General features: G+C 69.0%; 7 protein-coding genes. 3 read left to right on the top strand and 4 right to left on the bottom strand.

Annotation, left to right across the window (positions count from 1 at the left end; translation table 11 throughout):
- Positions 1 to 100: 100 nt before the first annotated feature.
- On the bottom strand, positions 101 to 511 hold the full coding sequence (locus ACWDX7_RS06145) for a DUF6896 domain-containing protein (protein ID WP_451488319.1): 411 nt from the start codon (positions 509 to 511) through the stop codon (positions 101 to 103).
- Positions 508 to 7,353: a polymorphic toxin-type HINT domain-containing protein gene (locus tag ACWDX7_RS06140; protein ID WP_451488318.1), complete on the bottom strand. Its 6,846-nt coding sequence runs from the start codon at positions 7,351 to 7,353 to the stop codon at positions 508 to 510. The genes ACWDX7_RS06145 and ACWDX7_RS06140 overlap by 4 nt, the downstream gene beginning before the upstream one ends.
- Before the next feature lie 999 nt (positions 7,354 to 8,352).
- On the opposite strand from ACWDX7_RS06140, the gene ACWDX7_RS06135 reads away from it, so the two are divergent.
- Together ACWDX7_RS06135 and ACWDX7_RS06130 are read left to right on the top strand one after the other, a co-directional pair.
- Entirely contained in the window at positions 8,353 to 12,387 is a 4,035-nt protein-coding gene (locus tag ACWDX7_RS06135) for a ricin-type beta-trefoil lectin domain protein (protein WP_451488317.1), read from the top strand.
- A 242-nt stretch (positions 12,388 to 12,629) separates the two neighbouring features.
- Complete coding sequence (locus ACWDX7_RS06130) at positions 12,630 to 14,204, top strand: hypothetical protein (protein ID WP_451488316.1); 1,575 nt, start codon at positions 12,630 to 12,632, stop codon at positions 14,202 to 14,204.
- Between the two features lie 72 nt (positions 14,205 to 14,276).
- Here ACWDX7_RS06130 and ACWDX7_RS06125 read toward each other — a convergent pair whose 3' ends face one another.
- Positions 14,277 to 15,881, bottom strand: a complete 1,605-nt coding sequence (locus ACWDX7_RS06125; protein ID WP_451488315.1) for a peptidoglycan-binding protein — start codon at positions 15,879 to 15,881, stop codon at positions 14,277 to 14,279.
- A gap of 119 nt (positions 15,882 to 16,000) precedes the next feature.
- The gene (locus tag ACWDX7_RS06120) at positions 16,001 to 17,842 is read right to left on the bottom strand and encodes a BTAD domain-containing putative transcriptional regulator (RefSeq protein ID WP_451488314.1); all 1,842 of its coding nucleotides are present in this window, start codon (positions 17,840 to 17,842) and stop codon (positions 16,001 to 16,003) included.
- 419 nt (positions 17,843 to 18,261) lie between these two features.
- Between ACWDX7_RS06120 and ACWDX7_RS06115 the strand changes: the two genes are divergently transcribed.
- Complete coding sequence (locus ACWDX7_RS06115; protein ID WP_451488313.1) at positions 18,262 to 19,872, top strand: phage tail sheath family protein; 1,611 nt, start codon at positions 18,262 to 18,264, stop codon at positions 19,870 to 19,872.
- Positions 19,873 to 19,977: the final 105 nt, after the last annotated feature.

The following is a 19,977-nucleotide window of genomic DNA, read 5'->3' as shown; positions in this document are numbered from 1 at the left end:
CCGCCGTTGCCGTCAACTACTGCCGTCAAGCGCCTCTGAAGCCTCATCAGCCACACTGGCGGAGCTTCAGATTTCCGAACCTAAACGTCAGGAGCTTGATTCATAGAAGGTGGCCCCCTGGCGATACAAGGGAGTAACCTACGCCTACTCTCTGAAGAATACCCTGATCGGCGAAATCCTCACACGCATCCCTCACGTCAGAATTCCCATAGCGCGCGCCGCCGGAACTCTCAAAGAAGAAGGAGATGTCATACGAGGTGAAGAAATCGCCCTCCGGATCGCCATCAATATGCACCTGTCCACCCGAAGGAAGCACAACCGTATACCCGGCACCATGAACAAAATACTCGCACCCATTGATGCATATACCTTTTCGGGGAATTTCGCCACGGCGCACGGCCGACACGATTTCGAGTGCAGTTTCCCTCGAAAAGGTACGCCTCATGGCGTCTCGAGCCTCGGAGAAGTGCGCCAAGGCCCCCTGGAGGAGAGTCGCGCTGAGTCCGATCACAACTTTCTCCTGTTCAGTCGATTCCCCAAGAACGTCGATGCCGACTCGACCACATCGTCCATATTCTTGTAGCCGAGAAATCCACCATCATTCAATTGCGCGGTTACATCTCGGATGCCCACGGCGTCGACATTCGCCATGCGGGCAGCCACAAGCCGGTGGTGGCCATCTACGACGTATTGCGTCCCGTCTTCGTGCGTCACGACCGAGATCGGGCTTTGCTCCCAGTCAAAGTCGCCCCTGCGCATGTCGTCACGATAGGCTTTAACCTTCTTGGTAGACGCATTTCCCTCGATCTCATGAGTGGGCTTCAATGAGTGCGGGTCAGCAGTATTGCAGTTGTGAACGAGGACGGGCGTGGCCCCCGCCAGCACATAGTACGTGTGAAAGTCGTCGACGGTGAGGTTGTGGGTCGTGACCGCGTACGGGTAATTGCGCGTGGACTGGACCGTGAGAGCGGAGCCGTTGGGCTGGTGGAGCTGTTCGCCCCGGATGAGGTTGCCTGCGTTGACCCACTGGCGGCGGGTCTCGCTCCAGTAGGGGTGGTGAGAGGTGGAGGTGATCGCGACGGGCGGGCCGCGGGGGCTCGCGTCGTCGGTGAGGGTGAGGTCGGTGAATTCCTTGTCGTCCGGGGTCGTGATGGTGGCGGTGACCTGCTTCGGGCGAGTTTCGCCGGTCTGCGGGTCCGTTGCCATTACGGTGTCGCCGACCTGGATGTCCTGGATGGCTTTGGTACCGCCATCGGCCATCTGAACCTTGGTACCCGCGGGGAAACTGTTCCTCTCGACTTCGCAGGAGGCCCCGCTGGAACTGCTCTTGGCGTCGGATCCACTGCCTTGGGACTCGACGTCGTCTTCCGCCTTGGCTGCTTTGCTTTCTGTGCCGGCGGTATCGCTGGCTGATTCAGCTTTGGTGTCGCCTGATTTCGCCGCCTTGGCCGCTGCCGCGGCTGCCTCGTCCTCGGCCTTCTTGGCCTTGGTGAAGGCTTCCATGGCCTGGGCGGCCCTGCGTTCGCCGGCGTTGATGGCGTCGTAGGTTTTGTTGAGCTCTTTGTAGATCTGGAAGGCCTTGATACCGATCTTGATGGCCTTGAAGAGCTTGCCCCAGGGAACCGAATTAAGGGCCGTATTGATGCAGGCCATCACGTCGCCCTTGGTGAAGCAGTCACGGGCGTCGTTGTAGCCGATCAGGTCCATGACCAGGTCGACAACGGCATGCTTCAGCTCGTCGCGCTTCTTCTTGAGCTTGGTGACCTCATTGTTGGCGCTGGCCAGCTCATCCCGGGGAGACGGAGAGCTCGTCTCTTTGTGGTTCTTCAGGGTCTGGGTCTTGATGTACGAAGAGCCGCCGCATTCGCCCTCCTCGCATTTGTAGGCCAAGCCGCTGGGGTCCGACTTGTTGAACGGGTCGTTGTTGGAATACGCATACGCGTTCCACTGCTGCGGGTCGCCCGCGTCGATGATGGGGTCAGGGCTGATGAAGCGGCCGGTGGTGGGGTCGTATTCGCGGGCTCCGAGGAGGGTGAAGCCGGTGGCCTTCTCCTTCGTGCCGCCGACGAAGCCCTTGTCGCCCGCCCAGACTCCGGCGGCGGGCTGGGTGCCGCGTTCGTTGCCGAACGGGTCGGCGGGGCGGCGGACCTGGGCGAGGTCGGTGGCGTTGAACTGGACGCCGTTGGTGCCGTGGTGGTCGGAGGCCTGGTAGGTGAGGTTGGAGGTGCCGGCGGTGGTGGTGCGGGTGATGGACAGGCCGCCCGGGGCGCCGTACGTACGGACGTTGGAGACCTTGGCGGTGGTGGTGTCCAGGGAGATCTGGTCCGCGCCAAGGTTCAGCGTGGTCTTGCCCGGGTCGCGGCGGATGAGCTGGTTGCCGCCGGTGTCGTACACGTAGCTGGTGCCGGCGCTCTCACCGGTGCCGATGACCTTGTCGAGCTTGCCCTGGTCGTTCCAGGTCAGGGTCTTGGTGCCCGGGGTGCTGGTGATGGAGGTGGTGTTGCCGGTGGCGTCGTAGGTGTAAGAGGTCACCTTGGTGCCGGCGGCACTGGTTTCGGTGGACTTCATCAGGGCGTGCGGGCCGCCCGTTCCGGTACCGGTGTTGGGGCCGGTACCGAAGGTCTGGGTGACCGTCGTGTCCTTGGCCGTGTTGCCGGTGACGTCCTTCTTGGTCAGCTTGGTGCGGTTGCCGATCTTGTCGTACTCGTACTGCTGCCAGTACGGGGCCGGTCCGCCCACGCTCGGCTTGCCGGTGAGATCAATCTTCGGTTCGGTGCTGTTGGAGCAGCCTCCGATGCCGCGGACGCTGGGCTGCGGCGCCGTCGTGGTGGTGCCGGTGTCGGTCCAGGCCTGGGTGAGGCGGCCGAGGTAGTCAGTGGTGAAGCACTGCAGGTCGCGGGTGGCGCCGTCCTGGGTGTTGCTGATGGAGGTCAGTTGGCCTACGCGGTTGTAGGTGTAGTCGACGACGTCGACGCTGGCCCTGGTCGCGGTCTGCTTGTCCAGGGTCGAGCGCACGGGCCGGCCGGTGGCCAGGTCGTAGTCGACCGTGGAGACGATCTGCTTGCCGGTGTCGCCCAGAGTGGTACGGATGGCGCGGCCGTAGGGGTCGTAGCGCATGTCCACGACGTACGGCGTGATGACGGAGCCCATGGTGCTGTCGAGGGAGGTGAAACTGCCCGCGATGTTGCTGCCGTAGGTGAGCGTCTCCGCGGCGAGTCCGGCTCCCGGGATGGCAGGCAGCTCGGTCGTCTTCAGCTGGCTGTACTTGTCGTAGGTGTTCTTCGTTTCGTACGTGCCGGCGAGCTGCTTCTCGACGGCCGGGATGGTGACCTTGGTGCCGAGCGGACGGTAGCCGTTGTCGTAGCCGGTGATCTCGGAGACGTAGGCGTTGCCCGCCGCACCGCCGGTGAAGCGGGTGGTGGTGGCCGGCTTGCCGAGGGCCCCGGGCCTGGTGTCGTAGGTGAAGGCGCCGACCTGCTTGGCCGGGTCGACGGCCGTGCCCTCGTAGGTGGCGGTGGTGCGGCCGAGGAGGTCGCTGACGGTGGTTGCGCTCTTGCCCCGGGCGTCGGTGACGGTGACGAGGTTCTTGCTGTCGTCGTAGACCGTGGTCGCGGTGCCCGAGTCCGGATCGGTGGTCTTCACCGTGCGGCCCAGGAGGTCGTAGGCGAAGGTCCACTCGTTGCCCGCGGAATCCTTGCGGCGCAACTCCTGCCCCTGCGTGTTCGACTCGTAGGTCGTCTCGTCGTAGTCGGTGCCGGTCGGCGTGTTGGTCTTGTACTGGCGCAGGACGGAGGTGGTGCCGTTGCTGATGCTCGCCGTGGCGTAGCCGCCGACCGGCGGGGTGGTGCGGACCTCGTCCCCACCCGGGTACTCAGTCTTCGAGCGCCACTGCTCAACACCGAAGGACTGGAAGACGGAGGCGGTGGTGCGGCCGAGGCCGTCGAAGACGGAGACGGTCTGGGCGGGAATGTGGTTGTCCGGGGTGACACCGCCGTTGGGGAGGAACAGGGCTCCGCCCGGAGCTGCCTGGTCGTTGTAGTACGGCGCGCTGGTCTTGACCTGCCGGCCGTGCGAGTCGAAGAGGGCGTCGGTGATCATGCGGCCGTAGGCGCCGGAGGGCGTGTGGGCCTGGGTTTGGCGGATGCGGCCGAGGCCGTCGTAGATGGTGTAGCTGGAGATGTACGAGTCGTCGTTCATGAGCGTCTGGCTCAGAACGGTGGTGGGCGCGTTGACGCCGTTCATGCTGTACGAGAACTTGCGGACGGGCGGATCGACGGTCCGGTCCTGCCCGGGCTGCCAGATGACCGTGACGCGCCCGAGGGCGTCGTAGCCGCGCTCGGCGACGTGCCCGTTCTCGTCGGTGGTCTTCATCGGCAGCGCGCGGCCGGTGTCGAGGGCGGTGGTGGTCTTCCAGCCGAGCGGGTTGGTGTGGGTGACTTCGTAGGGCAGCGCGTTGGGCAGGGCGCGGTACTCGGTCTTGGTGACGGCCCCGTCCGGGTGGGCGGCGTCCTTGCGCACCTTGTTGGTGGTGGTGGCGACACGGCCGTAGACGTCGTAGGTGGAGGTGACGTTCAGGCGGTAGAGGGGCTTGCCCGTGGCGTCGTACTTCTCCAGAACCTCGGTACCGGTCTGGTCGGCGGTGCCACCGGCTTCGCCGAAGGCCTTGCCGTCGAAGTAAGCGCGGGTGTCGCCGACGGTGTTCGCCGCGGTCGGGGTCTGGGCGCACCCGCCGGAACCCTTGAGGACCAGAGTGCGGGCGGCCAGCTGGGTGAGCGCGCCACCGGGGCCCGCGGCGTAGGCGAAGGAAGTGCACAGGCGCTGATCGGGGCGGGCCAGGTCGCTCTTGTCGTCGACCTGCAGGGGGCGGGAGAAGAGAGTGGTGTCGTAGGTGGAGGTCCGCTCGCTGATGCGCCAGGTGTTGTTGGCGAGCTTGGCGCGGCTGGTGACCTTACCGGTGTTCATGGCGCGGGCCGTGATGGCCGGCATGCCACCGGATTGAACGCGGGTCGCGGTGACGCCGCTGAGCCAGGGCGTGGAGACCTCGTCGGCGATGACGCTGCCACCGTCGCGGTCGTAGGTCTGGGTCTGGCGGACGAAGCCGGAGAGGACTTCCTCGTCCTTGATGGTGCCGCCGTGCGCGTCGGGGATGTTCACAGTGCGCTTGGTGCCATTGGCGAGGAAGTCGCCGTCCATGCCGCGCAGGAAGGTGGCGACGGACTTGGTGCGGGGGGCTTCGGCGCTGTTGCCGTTGCCGGTGCGGGTGGTGACCGTCGCGAAACCGCGGAACTGGTCCCACGTCCGCGTCTTGGGGTCGGTGAACTCGGAGTCGTTGCGGTGCCAGGCGATGCCACCGCCGTACTCGTAGTCCGTGACGGTGCTGACCTGGCCCGCGACCTTGTCCTGCTGGGTGACGGACTGAACGACGATCTTGTGGAACCAGTCGTCGACCGGGTCGGGGAAGGACTGGCCCGGCAGGTACCACTTGACCGGCATGCAGGCCATCGTGTTGCTGTCAGCGGCCGCCGGCATGGTGCCTCTGACGCGCGAGCACTCGGGGCCCTTGTAGACGACGTTGATCTGGCCACCGGTCTCGGTGGTGATCGTCTGGATGCGGGGCCGGTTGAAACGGGAAGCACCGGCATCGCTGCCGTCGGGGCGCTTGACGACACCGTCGACGCGGTTGGGTATCTGCTTCGGTTCCCCGAAGGACACGGCCGGGACGGTCAGCGGGGCCCTGGCGTTGGTGGCGGTGCGCTGGATGGAATCGAGCCACAGGGTGGGTGAGGTGCCGTCACCGGGGTCGGCGAAGCGCTGCGTGAGTGCGTAGGAGTCGATGTTGCGGTAGCCGCCGCTGCCGAGGACCTCGGTGTCGATCTTCGTCAGACGCTTGGTGGAGAAGTACGTCGGGGACAGGTTCAGGCACTGGCCCGTGGCCGCGCACTCCTGGTCGACGGGGGTGTCGCCCCAGGCCGTGGGGTTGGATTTGCGCTGTGCGGGGTCGCAGGCGGTGCTCGTCCCGAAGCAGCGGTCGGCGGTGCGCAGCCAGATCTGGGCAGCGGTGGTGGCTGTGCCCTTGGCGGTGATCTGGGCGGGCAGGCGCTGGCCGTAGCCGATCCAGGTCGGGTAGGAGGCGCGCTGGTAGAGGGTGGGCGTGCCGGTGCCGTTGTTCTGGCCGCCGCCGCGTCCGTAGTAGTTGTTCTCCTGCTCGTAGCGGTAGGAGGTCAGGTTCTGGTGCGGGTCGACGACGTAGTCGAGGTTCCACTGCCAGCCCAATTGCTGCCAGGAGCCGTTGGCCGGGGTGTCGGCGCCGAGGCACTTGTCCTGGCCGCTGTTGAAGTACACCGGGACGGTGGAGACGGACTTGGCCTCCGGGTCGGTGCCGTCGCCGCCGGGCAGGCGGTTGGCGCCGAAGTAGTACTGGGTGCCGTCGGTCGTGGTGACCTTGAAGCCCTCGCCCTTCCAGGCCGCGTTGCGCTGGCCGGTGAGACGCTCGATCTTCGTGCCGTCATCGCCTTGGAGCCGGTAGACACAGGTGGCATCGTCGCGGACGATCTGGCCGGCGTGGCCGGCCATGGACAGGGACAGGATGTCGCCGGCCCAGCACTCGTCACCGGACTCGGCGATGCCCGCGTCCTTGCAGCCCTTGTACGAGCGGGAGATCGAGCCGGGGTGCCAGTCCCAGCCCTCACCGATCAGACCGGCCTGCGCGTTCGTCGACGCGGTACGGCCGTCGATGGAGGAGGAGTCGTAGCCGAGCACGACGCTCGGCGCCGCGCCCGCGATGGCCGAGGGTACTTCGGCCGTGTAGCCGTAGGTGAAGTTCGCGGCGTTCGCCCCCGCCTGCCATGAGGCCGACGGCTGGAGCGGAGTCGCGGAGTAGTCGCCGAGGTTGCCGGAGGGTCCCGGCTCCACACCGAGGGCCACGCCCTGAGCGGCCATCATCTGCGGCGCGGCCGCAGGCGCCGACTTCGCCTCGGGCTGGGGCTTGCGCAGGAACACCGAGCCGCTGGAGCTCTTGCGTACGTCGACCTCCGCCACCAGGCGGCCGGAGGCGTCACGGTGGGAGGCCACCGGAGCGCGGGTCGTGCAGCCCTCAGCGCCCGGGGTGGTCAGCGCGCACGTGGGGAGCTGGACCAGCCGGGCACGGCTTGCCCAGTTCGCTCCGGCGTTCTTCGCCCAGGCCGAGACGTCGAGGCCGACCTGAACCTTGCCGGAGGCGGCAACGCCTGTGGGGTCGGTGAGAGCGATCAGGGCTCCGTTGACGCCCGCGGCGCGGGTCTTGGCCGCGTCCTTGACCTCGACCTTGAGACTGCCTGTTCCCTTGGCGGAGGGAGACGTGGCAAGGGTGGACACCGGCGCTGTCGACTTTGCGTCATTTCCGGGTGCGACCCACACGGGCAGGCCGTCGGCCTGGACGGCTCCCGAACCGCTGACGGGCTGGGACGCCGGCCGCGCCCCTACCGCAACTTTCGTGGAACCGGCGGGAGTTTCTGATTTCTTGGCTGGTTTCCACGCTTTGCCCGCAGGCTCCTCCTTCGCGGCAGGCTTGGCGTCGGAGCCTTTGACCGCCTTCGCATTGGGCAGTGCGGTCTTCGGTGGGACCCACACCTTTGGCGGTCTGTCAGCTGCCTGGACCGCGGGAAGACCCAGGCCAGAGACGAGAACAGCGAGCGCGGAGACCACCGCGACCCGTGCTCGACCGTGCTGAGAACGCACGGCAAAGCCACTCCGACGAGACAACTGGATCCCCCCACAGGAAACCGGAACATGAAAAAGGCCGGACCAGCTGGGCCCGGATCAGACGCACTGTAGGGATCGGAAGTTCGACACGTAAGAGTTTTCTAAGGATTTTCTCACGTGGGCAATGTCACTCAGCAGACAAGTTGGCATTTCACGCCGCGAAGGGGACAGCTTGCTCTCACATTTTGTTGACAGCTTTGCAGTCAGGGAGGGAATGTGCGGCTGACTTCTGCTCACATTCCGCTCACAGCGAGGACCTCCGCCATGAGGCCAGCAATCCGTTCACGACTCTTCAGCCCAGGCGGCCTCCGCAGACGGTGGACATCCCGCGTGCTCACGCTGCCGGTGGCCGGCGCCGCGACACTGGCTCTGGGAGCCGGCCTCCTCCTGGGGCCCCCGGCTCACGCCGACGACGCCCGAGGCCACGGGCCCTCCGACAGTGCGTGGCCGGCCCCTGCGCCTCGTCCTCCTTCTGCGGAGGCGGCAGCGGTCGACGCCGCGGCATCGCAGGCCAAGAGCAGTGGCAAGCCGGTTGTCATCGACCACCTCACAACGGCTGTTTCACAGACCTCCGCCACACCGAACGGCACGTTCACCACGGACACCGCGCCAGTGCCTCAGCGCGTCAGAACCACCACCGGAAGCTGGCAGGCGGTCGACGCCACCCTCCGGGCCAATGCCGATGGCACCGTCGCACCGGTGGCCGTTCCCTCCCAGCTCACCCTCTCCGGCGGCGGCACCGGCCCGATGGCCACCATGGTGACGGCTGACGGAAAGAAGCTCGCTCTCAAGGCTCCTTTCCCGCTGCCCAAGCCCACCCTCAACGGCGACAGCGCCCTCTACCCCTCGGTCCTGCCCGACGTCGACCTCGAACTCAGCGCCACGACGCTCGGCGGCTGGCGCCAGGTCCTGATCGTCCGCACCCCAGAGGCCGCCGCGAACCCGGCGGTCAAAAAGCTCCAGCTGAGTGTCGAGGCTGACGGACTCACCGTGAGCGCGGACAACGCCGGCAACCTCAAGGCCACCGACGCCCAGGGCAAGAGCCGCTTCTCCGCCCCGACCCCGCTGATGTGGAACTCGCCCGGCCCTGCTGCCCCTGCGCCCGCCACGCTCTCGAAGTCGGCCGGGGCCAGCACGGCCATGCAGTCCGCCTCGGCCGAGGACACCTCGACGCCGTCAAGCACGGACGGTCCCGGCACGGGCGCGACGGTGCAGAAGATCGACACGACCGTCAACGCCCAGGGCATCCAGCTGGTCCCCGATGCCAGTCTCCTCGGCCAGGGCAACGGGCCCTGGTACATCGACCCGGGCTGGAACCCGACGCTCGACAACGCCAACCAGGCCTGGGCCCAGGTCCAGGAAGCGTATCCGGACACCAACGAGTTCAACGGAACCCAGTACGGGCAGGACAAGCCCGCAGCCGGCTACTGCGGCTACATCGTCGGCAACCCGCCGTGTGACAGGGAGGGACGCTCCCGGGCCTACTTCCAGATCGGCATGGACTCCAGGCTCCACGGCAGCGAGGTCATCAGCGCGATGTTCCACGCGACCGTCGTCTCGTCCGCCAGCCCGAGCACCGTCACCCCCATGGGGCTCTACTCCACCAACTTCATCAGCAATCCCACCAGCTGGAACCAGCAGCCCTGCGCCAAAGCCTCGCGCATGGGCGGCTGCGCCAAGGTCGGGACGGTGAACATGTCCGGATCAGGTGACATCCAGTTCGACGTCACGGGGCTGGTGAAGACCGCCGTCCGAAGCCAGTGGCCCACTGTCACCCTCGGGCTCGCCCCGGATGACGAGTACAACAAGTACTACCGGCAGCGGTTCAGCAACACCCCGCACATCGTCGTCGAGTACGACATCACGCCCACCATCTGGTGGCCCCGCGCCAGCCCGACGCCCGGCTTCGCCGACACCGGCTCCTACGCCGACTGCCGCACCCCCGGCACCGCAAACCCGTGGGACAACCCGGGCTGGGTCGGCGCCAACAACAACATCACCCTCACCACCTCCACGTACTCGGCCACCGGCAAGCAGCTGTGGACGGCCTTCCAGTACTGGGACGACGACAAGGGCGGTGAGAGCAAGTACGCCGAGACCGGATGGCAGAGCAGCTACGGCGCCGTCTCCGTCGACATCGGCCAGCTGACCGACGGCCACCAGTACGGCTGGCAGGCCCGCACCACGGACGGCACGCTCACCAGCGCCAACACGGAGATGTGCTTCTTCCGCGTCGACCGCACCCCGCCGACGGCCACCGTCACCTCCACCGACTTCCCCGCCTCCGGCACCATCGGAGCCCACCCCAAGTACGCCGGCGATCCGGGCATCTTCACCCTCACAGGCGCCGACCCCGGCCCCGTCGGTGGCGGCCGTAGCTCCGGCCTGGCCTGCGCCCGCTGGACCACCGACCCCGTGAAGGCAGCCGCCACCGGCTGGAAGTGCACCGACACCGCACCCGGCATCACCAAGCTGACGGGTGGCAAGGCCACCATCACGGTCACCCCGCCGCGGTGGGGCACCAACTACGTGTACCTGCAGACCCAGGACAACGCGGGCAACATGTCCCAGCCCTTCGTCTACAGCTACTACGCACCCTCGAACCCCGACGCCAAAAAAGCCGTCTTCGGTGACATCACCGGAGACAACAAGCCCGACATCCTGCTGCCCGACTCGGCCGGGGACCTGCGCAAATTCGGTGGCGGTGAAGACCCGTACGGCGCGCCCCGCGCCAAGATGGTCACGGCGGTCGGCAACACGGGGAACTGGAACGGAATCCAGATCAGTCACCGGGGCAGCCTCGGCCGTAAGACTGTCGACGACCTCTTCGCCCATCAGTCCGGCAGCGCCAACCTGTACATCTACCCCAACGACGGCAATGGTGGCTGGTTCGACGGGCAGGCGCCCCTCGCGATCGCCAAGCCCACCAGCTGCCTCAATTCGGGCAAAACGGCCATCCCCTGCGCCACCTACGGCTACGGCGCCAACTGGGCCAAGGTAACCCAGATCGCGGCATTCGGCGGGGTCGGCGGCGAACCCAGCGACTCTCTCCCCCAGACCTCCTTGTTGTTCGTCGAGGACGGGCGTCTGTGGCTCGCCACCGCCGGCACCAACAACCAGCTGGCTTCCCAGGCGATCCTGCTCTCCGGGAACGACACCAAGTGGGACGGCTACGAGCTGATCGCCCCCGGCCGCGCCCAGGGCACGGCCTTCCCCACCCTGTGGGCCCGTTCGAAGACCGATGGCGGCACCATGCACGCCTTCACCGTCAAGGGCGCCACCGACCTCACCGGCTTCACGGACCCGGCTGCGGGACTGATCTCGGGCAAGGTCGATCCGAAGGCCTATCCTCGCGTCGGTTCCGTGGGTGACATCAGCGGCGACGAAATCCCGGACCTGTGGGCCGTCGACACCAACCAACAGCTCGTCTCGTTCTCCGGTACGGGTACCCGCCCCGACAGCAGCGTTCCCCACCCCACCGTCACCGGCGTCGACACCTCACCCGTCACCTTGGCCGACCTGAACCGGCCTACCGCCCAGTGGGGTCTCACTGGCCAGACGGGCACCAAGACACGTGACGAGATCGGACTCGACCCCGCCACTGCGCCCGCCGGCACCAATCCCGCCACCACCGCTGGAATTACCTTCACCCAGCAGGCCATCGGCGGTCGCGACACCACCTACGCGGCGTTCAACGGCCCTGCCTCGACCATCGCCAGCACCACCAAAGCCGTCGACACGCGGGGCAGCTTCACCATCAGTACGTGGGCCAAGGCCGACACGGTCAACGGCGGCATCATCGCCAGCCAGGACGGCACAAGGAGCAGCGCTTTCCTCCTCTATGCGGACCACATCGGCCAGGCCTGGCGCTTCGCCATCGCCCGTGGTGACACGGACGGTCTCATGTACGACTGGACCGACCTCGCCGTCAACAGCGCCGCGCGCTTCACCCCCGGCGAGTGGACCCGCATCTCCGCCGTCTACAACGCCCATACCGGCCTGATGCGTCTGTACGTCAATGGCACCCTCGCGAGTACCGGGCACCATGACGCCACAACCAGTGCTGTGCCCAGCGGCCCGCTCGTCATGGGCCGGTACAAGAAGGACGGCCAGCCCCACTCCCTGACCGGCAACGGCTTCGTCGGCGGTGTCAGCAACCTCGCCGTCTATCCGTATGCCGCCTCGATCACCGCCCCCAGTGCGTCCAGCCCGATCCACCTGGCAGGCGCCGCGACGAACTGCGTCGACAACGACTACGACCGCGCGATCGACGGTAACAAGATCCAGATCGCCGGCTGCAACGGTACGAACGCCCAACAGTTCCAGATCCGCAACGACGGCACCATCCAGACGCACGGCAAGTGCCTCAACGCGGCCGCGGGCGGCACCACGAACACCACGCTCATCGAGCTTCGCACCTGCGACCCGAGCTCCAAGAGCCAGCAGTTCCTCCCTCGCGCCAACGGCGCCCTCTACAACCCCGTCTCCGGTCGCTGCATCGACCTCGGCAGCTACGACACCACACCCGGCCGCCAGCTCTGGCTCTTTGACTGCAACCGGTCCCCGGCCCAGACCTGGACCATCCCCAGCCTCGGTACGGCTCCGCTACCGCTGCCCGTTCCGGTGCCTAACATTCCCACCCCATAACCCTGCCAGCAGAGCGCGGGCCCGCCACCCCACACGGGTTGGCGGGCCCGCCCCCATCGCCTACGATCCCAGCGACTCGGCTGGAGGCCCCACTCGTGCAGGTCTGCGGCCGGCGCAGAGGCCGAGGAGGCAGGGCAGACTGTCCATCCCGTTCAACTCACAGACATAGGGAATCCGTGCCCAAGCGTCGACTTGTCATAGCCGCAGCTGCCCTCGCAGCCGGCGTTGGATTCATACCCGGTATGGCGCACGCCCAGCCGGTGGCACCCGATCCGCACGGCGCAGCCGTCCCCGATGTGGACCCGACCACAGCTGAGACGTCCGGCGCCGAAGTCTTCAGCAGTTCTGCGGACCGTACGGTCCGCAGTGCGGGGCAGACCGCTGGCAGCCGCGCCGCGGCCACCGCCGAGGACGGGAATCTAGCGGTCAAGCTGCACAGCTGGGGCACCTCTGCACACGAAATGCTCGTGCATTCCACCTTCAGCGGGGCTGAAGGCTCGCTTAGCGTTGCCTTCTCCTGGGGCGACGGCACCACGGAAACGTTCACTGCCGACGCTGCCGAGCCGCTGGTGAGGAAGCACACGTACACCGAGGTCGGCCAGTACACGATCACCGTGACGGTGACCGAGCCGACAACGAACACTCAGGCTGTCAACAAAGTGACCGTGAAGACACTGGGCTCGGACTTCACCCCACACGCCCCCTTGCGCCTTCTGGACACCCGCAACGGCACAGGCCGGGAAATGGGCAAAATCCCTGCGTACGGCGCGACCAGTGTCAAGATCACGGGCAATGGCACGATCCCTGACGGAATCACCGCCGTGGCCCTCAACGTCACCGTCACCAATACCATCGGCAGTGGCCACATCATCGCTGCGGGCAGTGGTCGCCCGATACCGGATACATCCAGCGTTAACTACGGTCCCGGCGAAACCGTGCCGAACCTGGTCATCCTGCCGGTTGGCACAGACGGACGCGTGAACCTGCACAACGTCGGCTGGGAGTCCGTCGACCTCATCGCAGACGTGACCGGCTACTTCACCGCAGCCGCGTCCAGCGGCTTCACCTCGCTCTCACCGACCCGATTCGTCGACACCCGCGAAGGTCAGGGCACGGCCAAGGGGCAGGTCGCCGGGCAGGGCTCGTTCGGCGCGCAGGTCGTCGGGGTGGGCGGCGTTCCGAAGGGCGCCACCGCCGTCTCGCTCAATGTCACGGTCACGAACCCACGCGAGGCCGGCCACCTGACCGTCTACCCCAGCGGGCAGGCAGCGCCGACGGCGTCCAATCTGAACTTCACCACGGGCCAGACGGTCGCCAATTCGGTCATCGTGCCGGTGGGCCCGGACGGCCGGATCATCGTTCGCAACGGGGCCTGGCAGCCCACCGACGTCGTCATCGACGTCAACGGCTACTACACCCCTGACAGCAAGGCCGCCTACGTGTCGAACCACCCGACGCCGACCCGCATGGTCGACACCCGCAGGGACGGCCGCCCCCTGGCGGCCCGTGACTACTACCACCTGCAGCAGATTCCCAACGCCGAGGCTTACGTCGTGAACACCACGGTCACCAACACGACAGGCGCCGGCTTCCTGTCCGTGGCCCCGGACCCGAACACACGGGAGCAGTACGAGAACGGCACCGCGACCCCGCCCGCGCGTCCGGTGTCCTCCAATCTGAACTGGACGGCGGGCGCAACGGCCGCGAACTTCGTCCAGGCGAGCCCCTCCGACAGCGGCATGGTCGCCTTCTGGAACCAGGGCTGGGAGGACGTCGACCTGATCATCGACTACTTCGGCTACTACGGCACCAACTGACCCAACACACGAAGCGCGCACAGCGGGGTGGTGCCCACACCAGGCACCACCCCGCTCGCGTGCCCCGTGCGGTCAGCGGCCCGGGCGGCCCGGGGCGTTGACGGAGCCGCCCAGGAGGGCGTTGACGGTGCGGGTGTCGGCTACGCCCGTCACCGGCAGCTGGACGGACTGCTGGTACTCGCGGACCCGGTCGCGGACCTTGGTGTCGAAGGTCGTCGGGGCGGCGTTCTGCCCGCCCGACTTGAAGTAGTTGACGCCGAGCTGCGCGAACGAGCGGTCCGCCTGGAGGTCGCTGTCGGAGATGCTGGCCTGGGTGGCCCAGCGCAGGGCCGCGTCGAGCCGTGTGACGTCGAAGTTCCTCGACCCGGACGTCAGCTGGTCCGCGGTGACGCCCTGCATCCACATCGAGGAGAGCGTGGCGCGGCCGAGCGTGCCCAGCGCGTCGGTGGCCGTCAGGGCGCGCGTGGTCTTCTGGTCGGCCATGACCGCCTTCTGATAGCAGGTGAGCGAGGCCTCGGTCTGCTGGTCGATCACGCCCTCCTTCCACTGTCCTTTGAGGGTGCAGGGGTTGTTGCCGAGAGCGGCCAGCCGGCGCTGCGCGAAATGGACCACGACGTCGGCCTCGTAGCCGGCCCGCCAGGGCGGTCCCTGTTTCGCGGTCTGCGGGCTTCCCGGCGGAGGCTGCGGCGCTCCACCGCCCCCGCCGGGCTGGGCTCCGCCGCCACCGCCTCCGCCGCCACCACCACCGCCGGCACCCGCGCCTGAGCCGGTCCCGCCGCCCGCCCCGCCCGCGCCCGGGTCACCGCCGACGGGGAGGCCGCCCGGAACCGACGGGTCCACGGGCGGCGGAGGAGCCGACGGGAGCGGACTCTGGCCGCCGAGCGGGCCGGGCAGCACCGCGCCGGCTTCCGTCTTCATCTCCCCGGCGGCCGAATTGACCTTGGGGGAGAACCCGAACCAGAGAACGGCGAAGGCGACCGCCCCGGTGACGAGCAGTCCGCCCACGAGCAGCAGCCAGCCGGGGAACACCGGGCACTGCTCGAAGTCCCCGGTGAGTTCCAGGTCCGCGGCGTCCCCCGACCGGCGTACCGTCACGGTCGTGCGGTGCGTCTCCGGCCGTCCGGTCCAGGAGATCTGCTGGGGCCGGATCTCCAGGTCCGCGAAGACCGCCCGGCCGGGAGCGACCTGCACCGACTTGGGACGGATGTCGAAGGTGAGCCGGCCGGACTCGTCCCGGGCGGTGAGGGAGGCGGTGAGCGGGGTGTTGCCGAGGTTGTCGACGGCGATGGCGGCCCGGCCCCGGAACCTGGCGACGAGCCTGGGGGGCACCAGTTCGGCGCGCAGCTCCGTGAAGGGCGCCACGGTGACCCGGCCTTCGAGGACGTCCCGCAGCTGCGGGTGCTCGCGCGGTTCGACGAGGATCCCGTACGGAGCCGGGCCGGCCGGCGCGTCGGACGTGCGGGGCGGGGCCAAGGTGATCTCGGCGGTTCCCTCAGCGCCCGGGTAGAGCCGCAGGGTCCCGGGTTCGATCCGGGCCCATCCGGCGGGGTCGCCCACGATCGAGAGCCGGTATTCCTCCACCGTGTCCCCGGTGTTGCGTACCCGCAGGCGGGCCGTGCCCCGGCCGCCGGGGTCGACGGCCACGGCGGCCGGATCGAGAGTGGTCCACATCGTCATGCGGGAAGGCTAGGGCGCCGGGGGCCGGCGACCGGTGCCCGAAAGTACCGGACCCCGGGCACGTCTGACTGCCCGTACGGACACCGGGGCGCCAGCGCGAGCCGGGGCCGGCACCGCTGTCACGGGTGGGGTCGGGCCGCAGGTGGTCGCTGGGGCCCGGCCGCAGGTGGTCGCTGGGGCCGGGCCCCGTGCAGGGCGAACTCGCGGACCAGCGGATGGTAGCGGTAGCTGCCGGAAGCACCGGGCCGCAGCAGGCCGGAGTCGACCAGTTCGTCGATCGCCTCAGCCGCCTCGGCCTCCGGGGCGCCGGTCAGGACCGCGGCCTCGGCGTGGCCGAAGCCGCCGGTCGCCGCCGCCGTGGTGCGCAGCGCCCGCGCGGCCGGCGGCGTCAGGGGGTCCAGGCAGCGGCGGAACCGGTCCTCGACGGCCGTACCGTCCGCCCTCAGCTCCGCGAGCAGGCCGGGGCCGTCGAGGGAGGCGAGGGCGGTCACCGTGAGACCGGGGTCCAGCCGCAGCCGACGGCCGGCCAGGTGGAGGGCGAGCGGGAGTCCGGCGCACCGGCTGGCGAGTTCACGCAGCGCCCGGGGCTCCTCCTGCGCCCGCCGGGCCCCGGCAACCGCGGCGAGCAGCTCCAGAGCGGCCCCGTCGTCCAGTTCTCGTACCTCGGTCAGCCGCGCTCCCGGTACGAGGAGCCCGCCGCCGGTGCTCGTCACCAGTGCGGCGCACCCCGGGGCCCCGGGCAGGAGCGGCAGCAGCCCGGCGGTGTCGCGGGCGTCGTCCAGGAGGACGAGGATGCGGCGCCCGGCCAGCAGGGAGCGGTACAGCGCCGCCCTGGCTTCGAGCCCCTCCGGCACCGCCGGGCCGGGTACGCCGAGGGCGCGCACGAGACGGGCCAGGGGCTCAGTGCTGCCACCGCGCAGGCAGGCGCGGAGGACGCCGTCGGGGAAGGAATCCCGGACGCGCGCGGCCACGTGTTCGGCGAGGGCTGTCTTGCCGATGCCCGGCATTCCGGTGAGGACCGCGACGGGTACGGCGGTGGGGGCGGCGCCGGCGAGCACCTGTACGAGGCGGGCGGTCTCCGCCGGACGGCCGGTGAAGGGGACCACCGGGGCGGGCATCGGGGCACATCCGGTGGCCCGCGCCGGCCGGCTCTGCGGGGCAGCCGAAACGCGGGACCGGGGCGGTTCGGGCCGGTGGTGCGGGTCCTCGGGGCGCCCGGCGCGGTAGCCGGTCTCAGCCGCCAGCCGCCGGTGCAGAGCGGCCAGTTCCGGCCCGGGGGCCACCCCGAGTTCGAGATCGAGGATCTTGCGGGTGCCCTCGTACACCGCCTGCGCTTCGCCGGACCGGCCCGCCCGGTGCAGGGCCAGCATGAGGAGTCCCTGCGTCCGTTCGCGCAGGGGGTGCTCGGCGGCGAAGGCCCGCAGGGCGGCGACGGCCGCGATGTCCCGGTCCAGGCCCAGTTCCAGGGCGCCGTGGAAGTGGTCCTCCCGGGCATTCAGCCACAGCTCGGTGAGCCGGTCCCGCTGGGCCTCGGCGTACGGGCCGGGCAGTCCCGCCAGCGGCGTACCCGACCAGAGCCCGATGGCGTCCCCCAGGGTGCGGTACGCCTCACCGGTGGCCCCGGCCGAGCGCAGCCGGGCGGCGGCGGCCAGCCCCCGCTCGAACTGGTCGATGTCCAGCACCGGTTCGAGCAGCCGCAGGGCGTAGCCGTCGGGGGTGGACACCAGCAGGCGGGCCGGTGCGCGGGCGGGCCGGTCCGGTTCGAAGAGGGTGCGCAGCCGGGATACGTACGTCCGCAGCGTGCCGATGGCGCGCGGCGGCGTCCGCTCCCCCCAGAGGGCGTCGAGGAGTTCGGACATGCGGGCGGCCCGCCCGCGCCGCAGCAGCAGTACGGCGAGCAGGGCCCGCTGCTGGTTCGACCCCAGAGCCAGTTGTCCCCCGCCGGGTGCCCGGGCGGTCATCGGTCCGAGCAGCCGAAACCGCAGCCCGGCCGCCATGCCCCCGCACTGATCCGGGCCCACTCACACCCCATTCCCCCGCACAACGGTCGAAGGGAACGTTACTTCGGCCCTGCGGCGCGTGTACGGGCGGGCAGCCCGAGCTGCCCCCGGCCCCGTCCGCCCGGCCCTCCCGGCGGGGTAGCGGATGCGGCAAGGTCACTGTGACCAGCGGAAAGCGATCACGCCCAGGGGGAGGTCCGCCGTCCGCACGTCGGCTCCCCGCAACGGCTCGGCTTCCTCACCGGCTTCCTCTACGGCTTCCTCAACGGGGCCCGCTCCGGCTCCGGCTTCCGCTCCGGCTCCGGGTGAAGCCCCTGCGCCGCATCCGCCCGCGGGCCGCCCGCCCCACCACGTGACCAGCACAGCAAGGAGATCACCGCGTGCCCAGCTACCTTTCGCCCGGCGTCTACGTCGAGGAAGTCGCCGGCGGGTCCCGGCCCATCGAGGGAGTGGGGACCTCCGTCGCCGCCTTCGTGGGACTGGCACCCTTCGGGCCGCTGAACGAGCCGACGCTGGTGACCAACTGGTCCCAGTACGTCGCCGGGTTCGGTGATTTCACGGACGGCTGCTACCTGGCGCACTCCGTGTACGGGTTCTTCAACAACGGCGGCACGGCGGCCTACGTCGTCCGGGTCGGCGGGGCTCCGGCAGGGTCGGCGGCGGCTACCGAGCCCGTGCCCGCGGCGACCGAGCCGCCGGCGGTCAGCGCCGGTGAGGCCGTCGCCCTCGGAGCGTTCAAGGTGGCGGCCCTCACCGCCGGCGGGGCGAGCGGCGGGGCCCTCACCGTGGTGGTCCAGGACGTGGAGGGGGAGGGCGGCGCCGACCGCTTCAAGCTGCTGGTCAAGGACGCTGACACCGTCGTCGAGGAGTTCGACGTCAGTGCCAAGAAGTCGGCGCGCAACTACGTCGTCACCCAGGTCCGCCAGCGTTCCAAGACCATCGTGGTCGAGGAGGCGGCGCCCGGAGTCGCGCAGTCCCGGCCCGACGCGCAGACGCTGACCCTGGCCCCACCCGCACCCGCACCCGTCGCTGCCGCCGCCGCGAACCGTACGGCGGCCGCGCCGGCTGCCCCGGTGGGACGGCTGGAGCCGGGGCAGTTCATCGGCGACTCCGCCGACCGCACCGGCTTCGGTGGCCTGGAAGCCCTGGACGAGATCAACATGGTGGCCGCCCCCGACCTGATGGCCGCCTACCAGCAGGGTCTGATCGGCCTGGAGCAGGTCAAAGCCGTCCAACTGGGCATGGTCGCGCACTGCGAGCTGATGGGCGACCGGATGGCGGTCCTCGACCCGCCCCCCGGACTGAACGCCCGCGACATCCGCAAGTGGCGGATGGACGTGGCCGGTTACGACTCGCGCTACGCCGCCCTCTACTACCCGTGGATCAAGGTCTTCGACCCGTCGAACGGTCAGACCAAGGTGGTGCCGCCGTCCGGCCACATGGCCGGCGTCTGGGCGCGCAACGACGCCGAACGCGGAGTGCACAAGGCCCCGGCCAACGAGATCGTGCGCGGCGCCGTCGATCTGGAGCTCCAGATCACCCGCGGTGAGCAGGACCTGCTCAACCCCGTCGGCGTGAACTGCGTCCGCGCCTTCCCCGGCCGCGGGATCCGCGTCTGGGGCGCGCGCACCCTGGCTTCAGATCCGGCCTGGCGCTACCTGAACGTGCGCCGCTACTTCAACTACCTGGAGGAGTCGATCCTGATCGGCACCCAGTGGGTGGTGTTCGAGCCCAACGACCAGGCGCTGTGGGCGCGGATCCGCCGCAACATCTCGGCCTTCCTGGTCAACGAATGGCGCTCGGGCGCGCTGTTCGGCCAGCGCCCGGAGGACGCGTTCTACGTGAAGTGCGACGCGGAGACCAATCCCGTCGAGTCCGTGGACCTCGGCCGGGTGGTGTGCGAGATCGGTATCGCCCCGGTGAAGCCGGCCGAGTTCGTGGTCTTCCGGCTGGCCCAGTTCTCGGGTGGGGGCGGGGAGTTGGAGGAGTAGGCCCGCACTCCCCCGGCCCGTTGCCTCATTGCCTCATTGCCCACTTGCCCCGTTGCCCCGTTGCCCACTTGCCCCATGGCCTTCACGGCACCGCCCCTGACCGCC

The sequence above is a fragment of the Streptomyces sp. NPDC003034 genome (genome assembly GCF_053591375.1).
The sequence above is the reverse complement of the archived record's forward strand: the minus strand, read 5'-3'. Positions and strand labels throughout refer to the sequence as shown.

What these genes read in the sequence shown, in the direction of transcription:
- ACWDX7_RS06130 (WP_451488316.1), top strand. Translation starts at nt 12,630, where the DNA reads ATGGCGCACGCCCAGCCGGTGGCACCCGATCCGCACGGCGCAGCCGTC.
- ACWDX7_RS06125 (WP_451488315.1), bottom strand. Translation starts at nt 15,881, where the DNA reads ATGACGATGTGGACCACTCTCGATCCGGCCGCCGTGGCCGTCGACCCC.
- ACWDX7_RS06120 (WP_451488314.1), bottom strand. Translation starts at nt 17,842, where the DNA reads ATGACCGCCCGGGCACCCGGCGGGGGACAACTGGCTCTGGGGTCGAAC.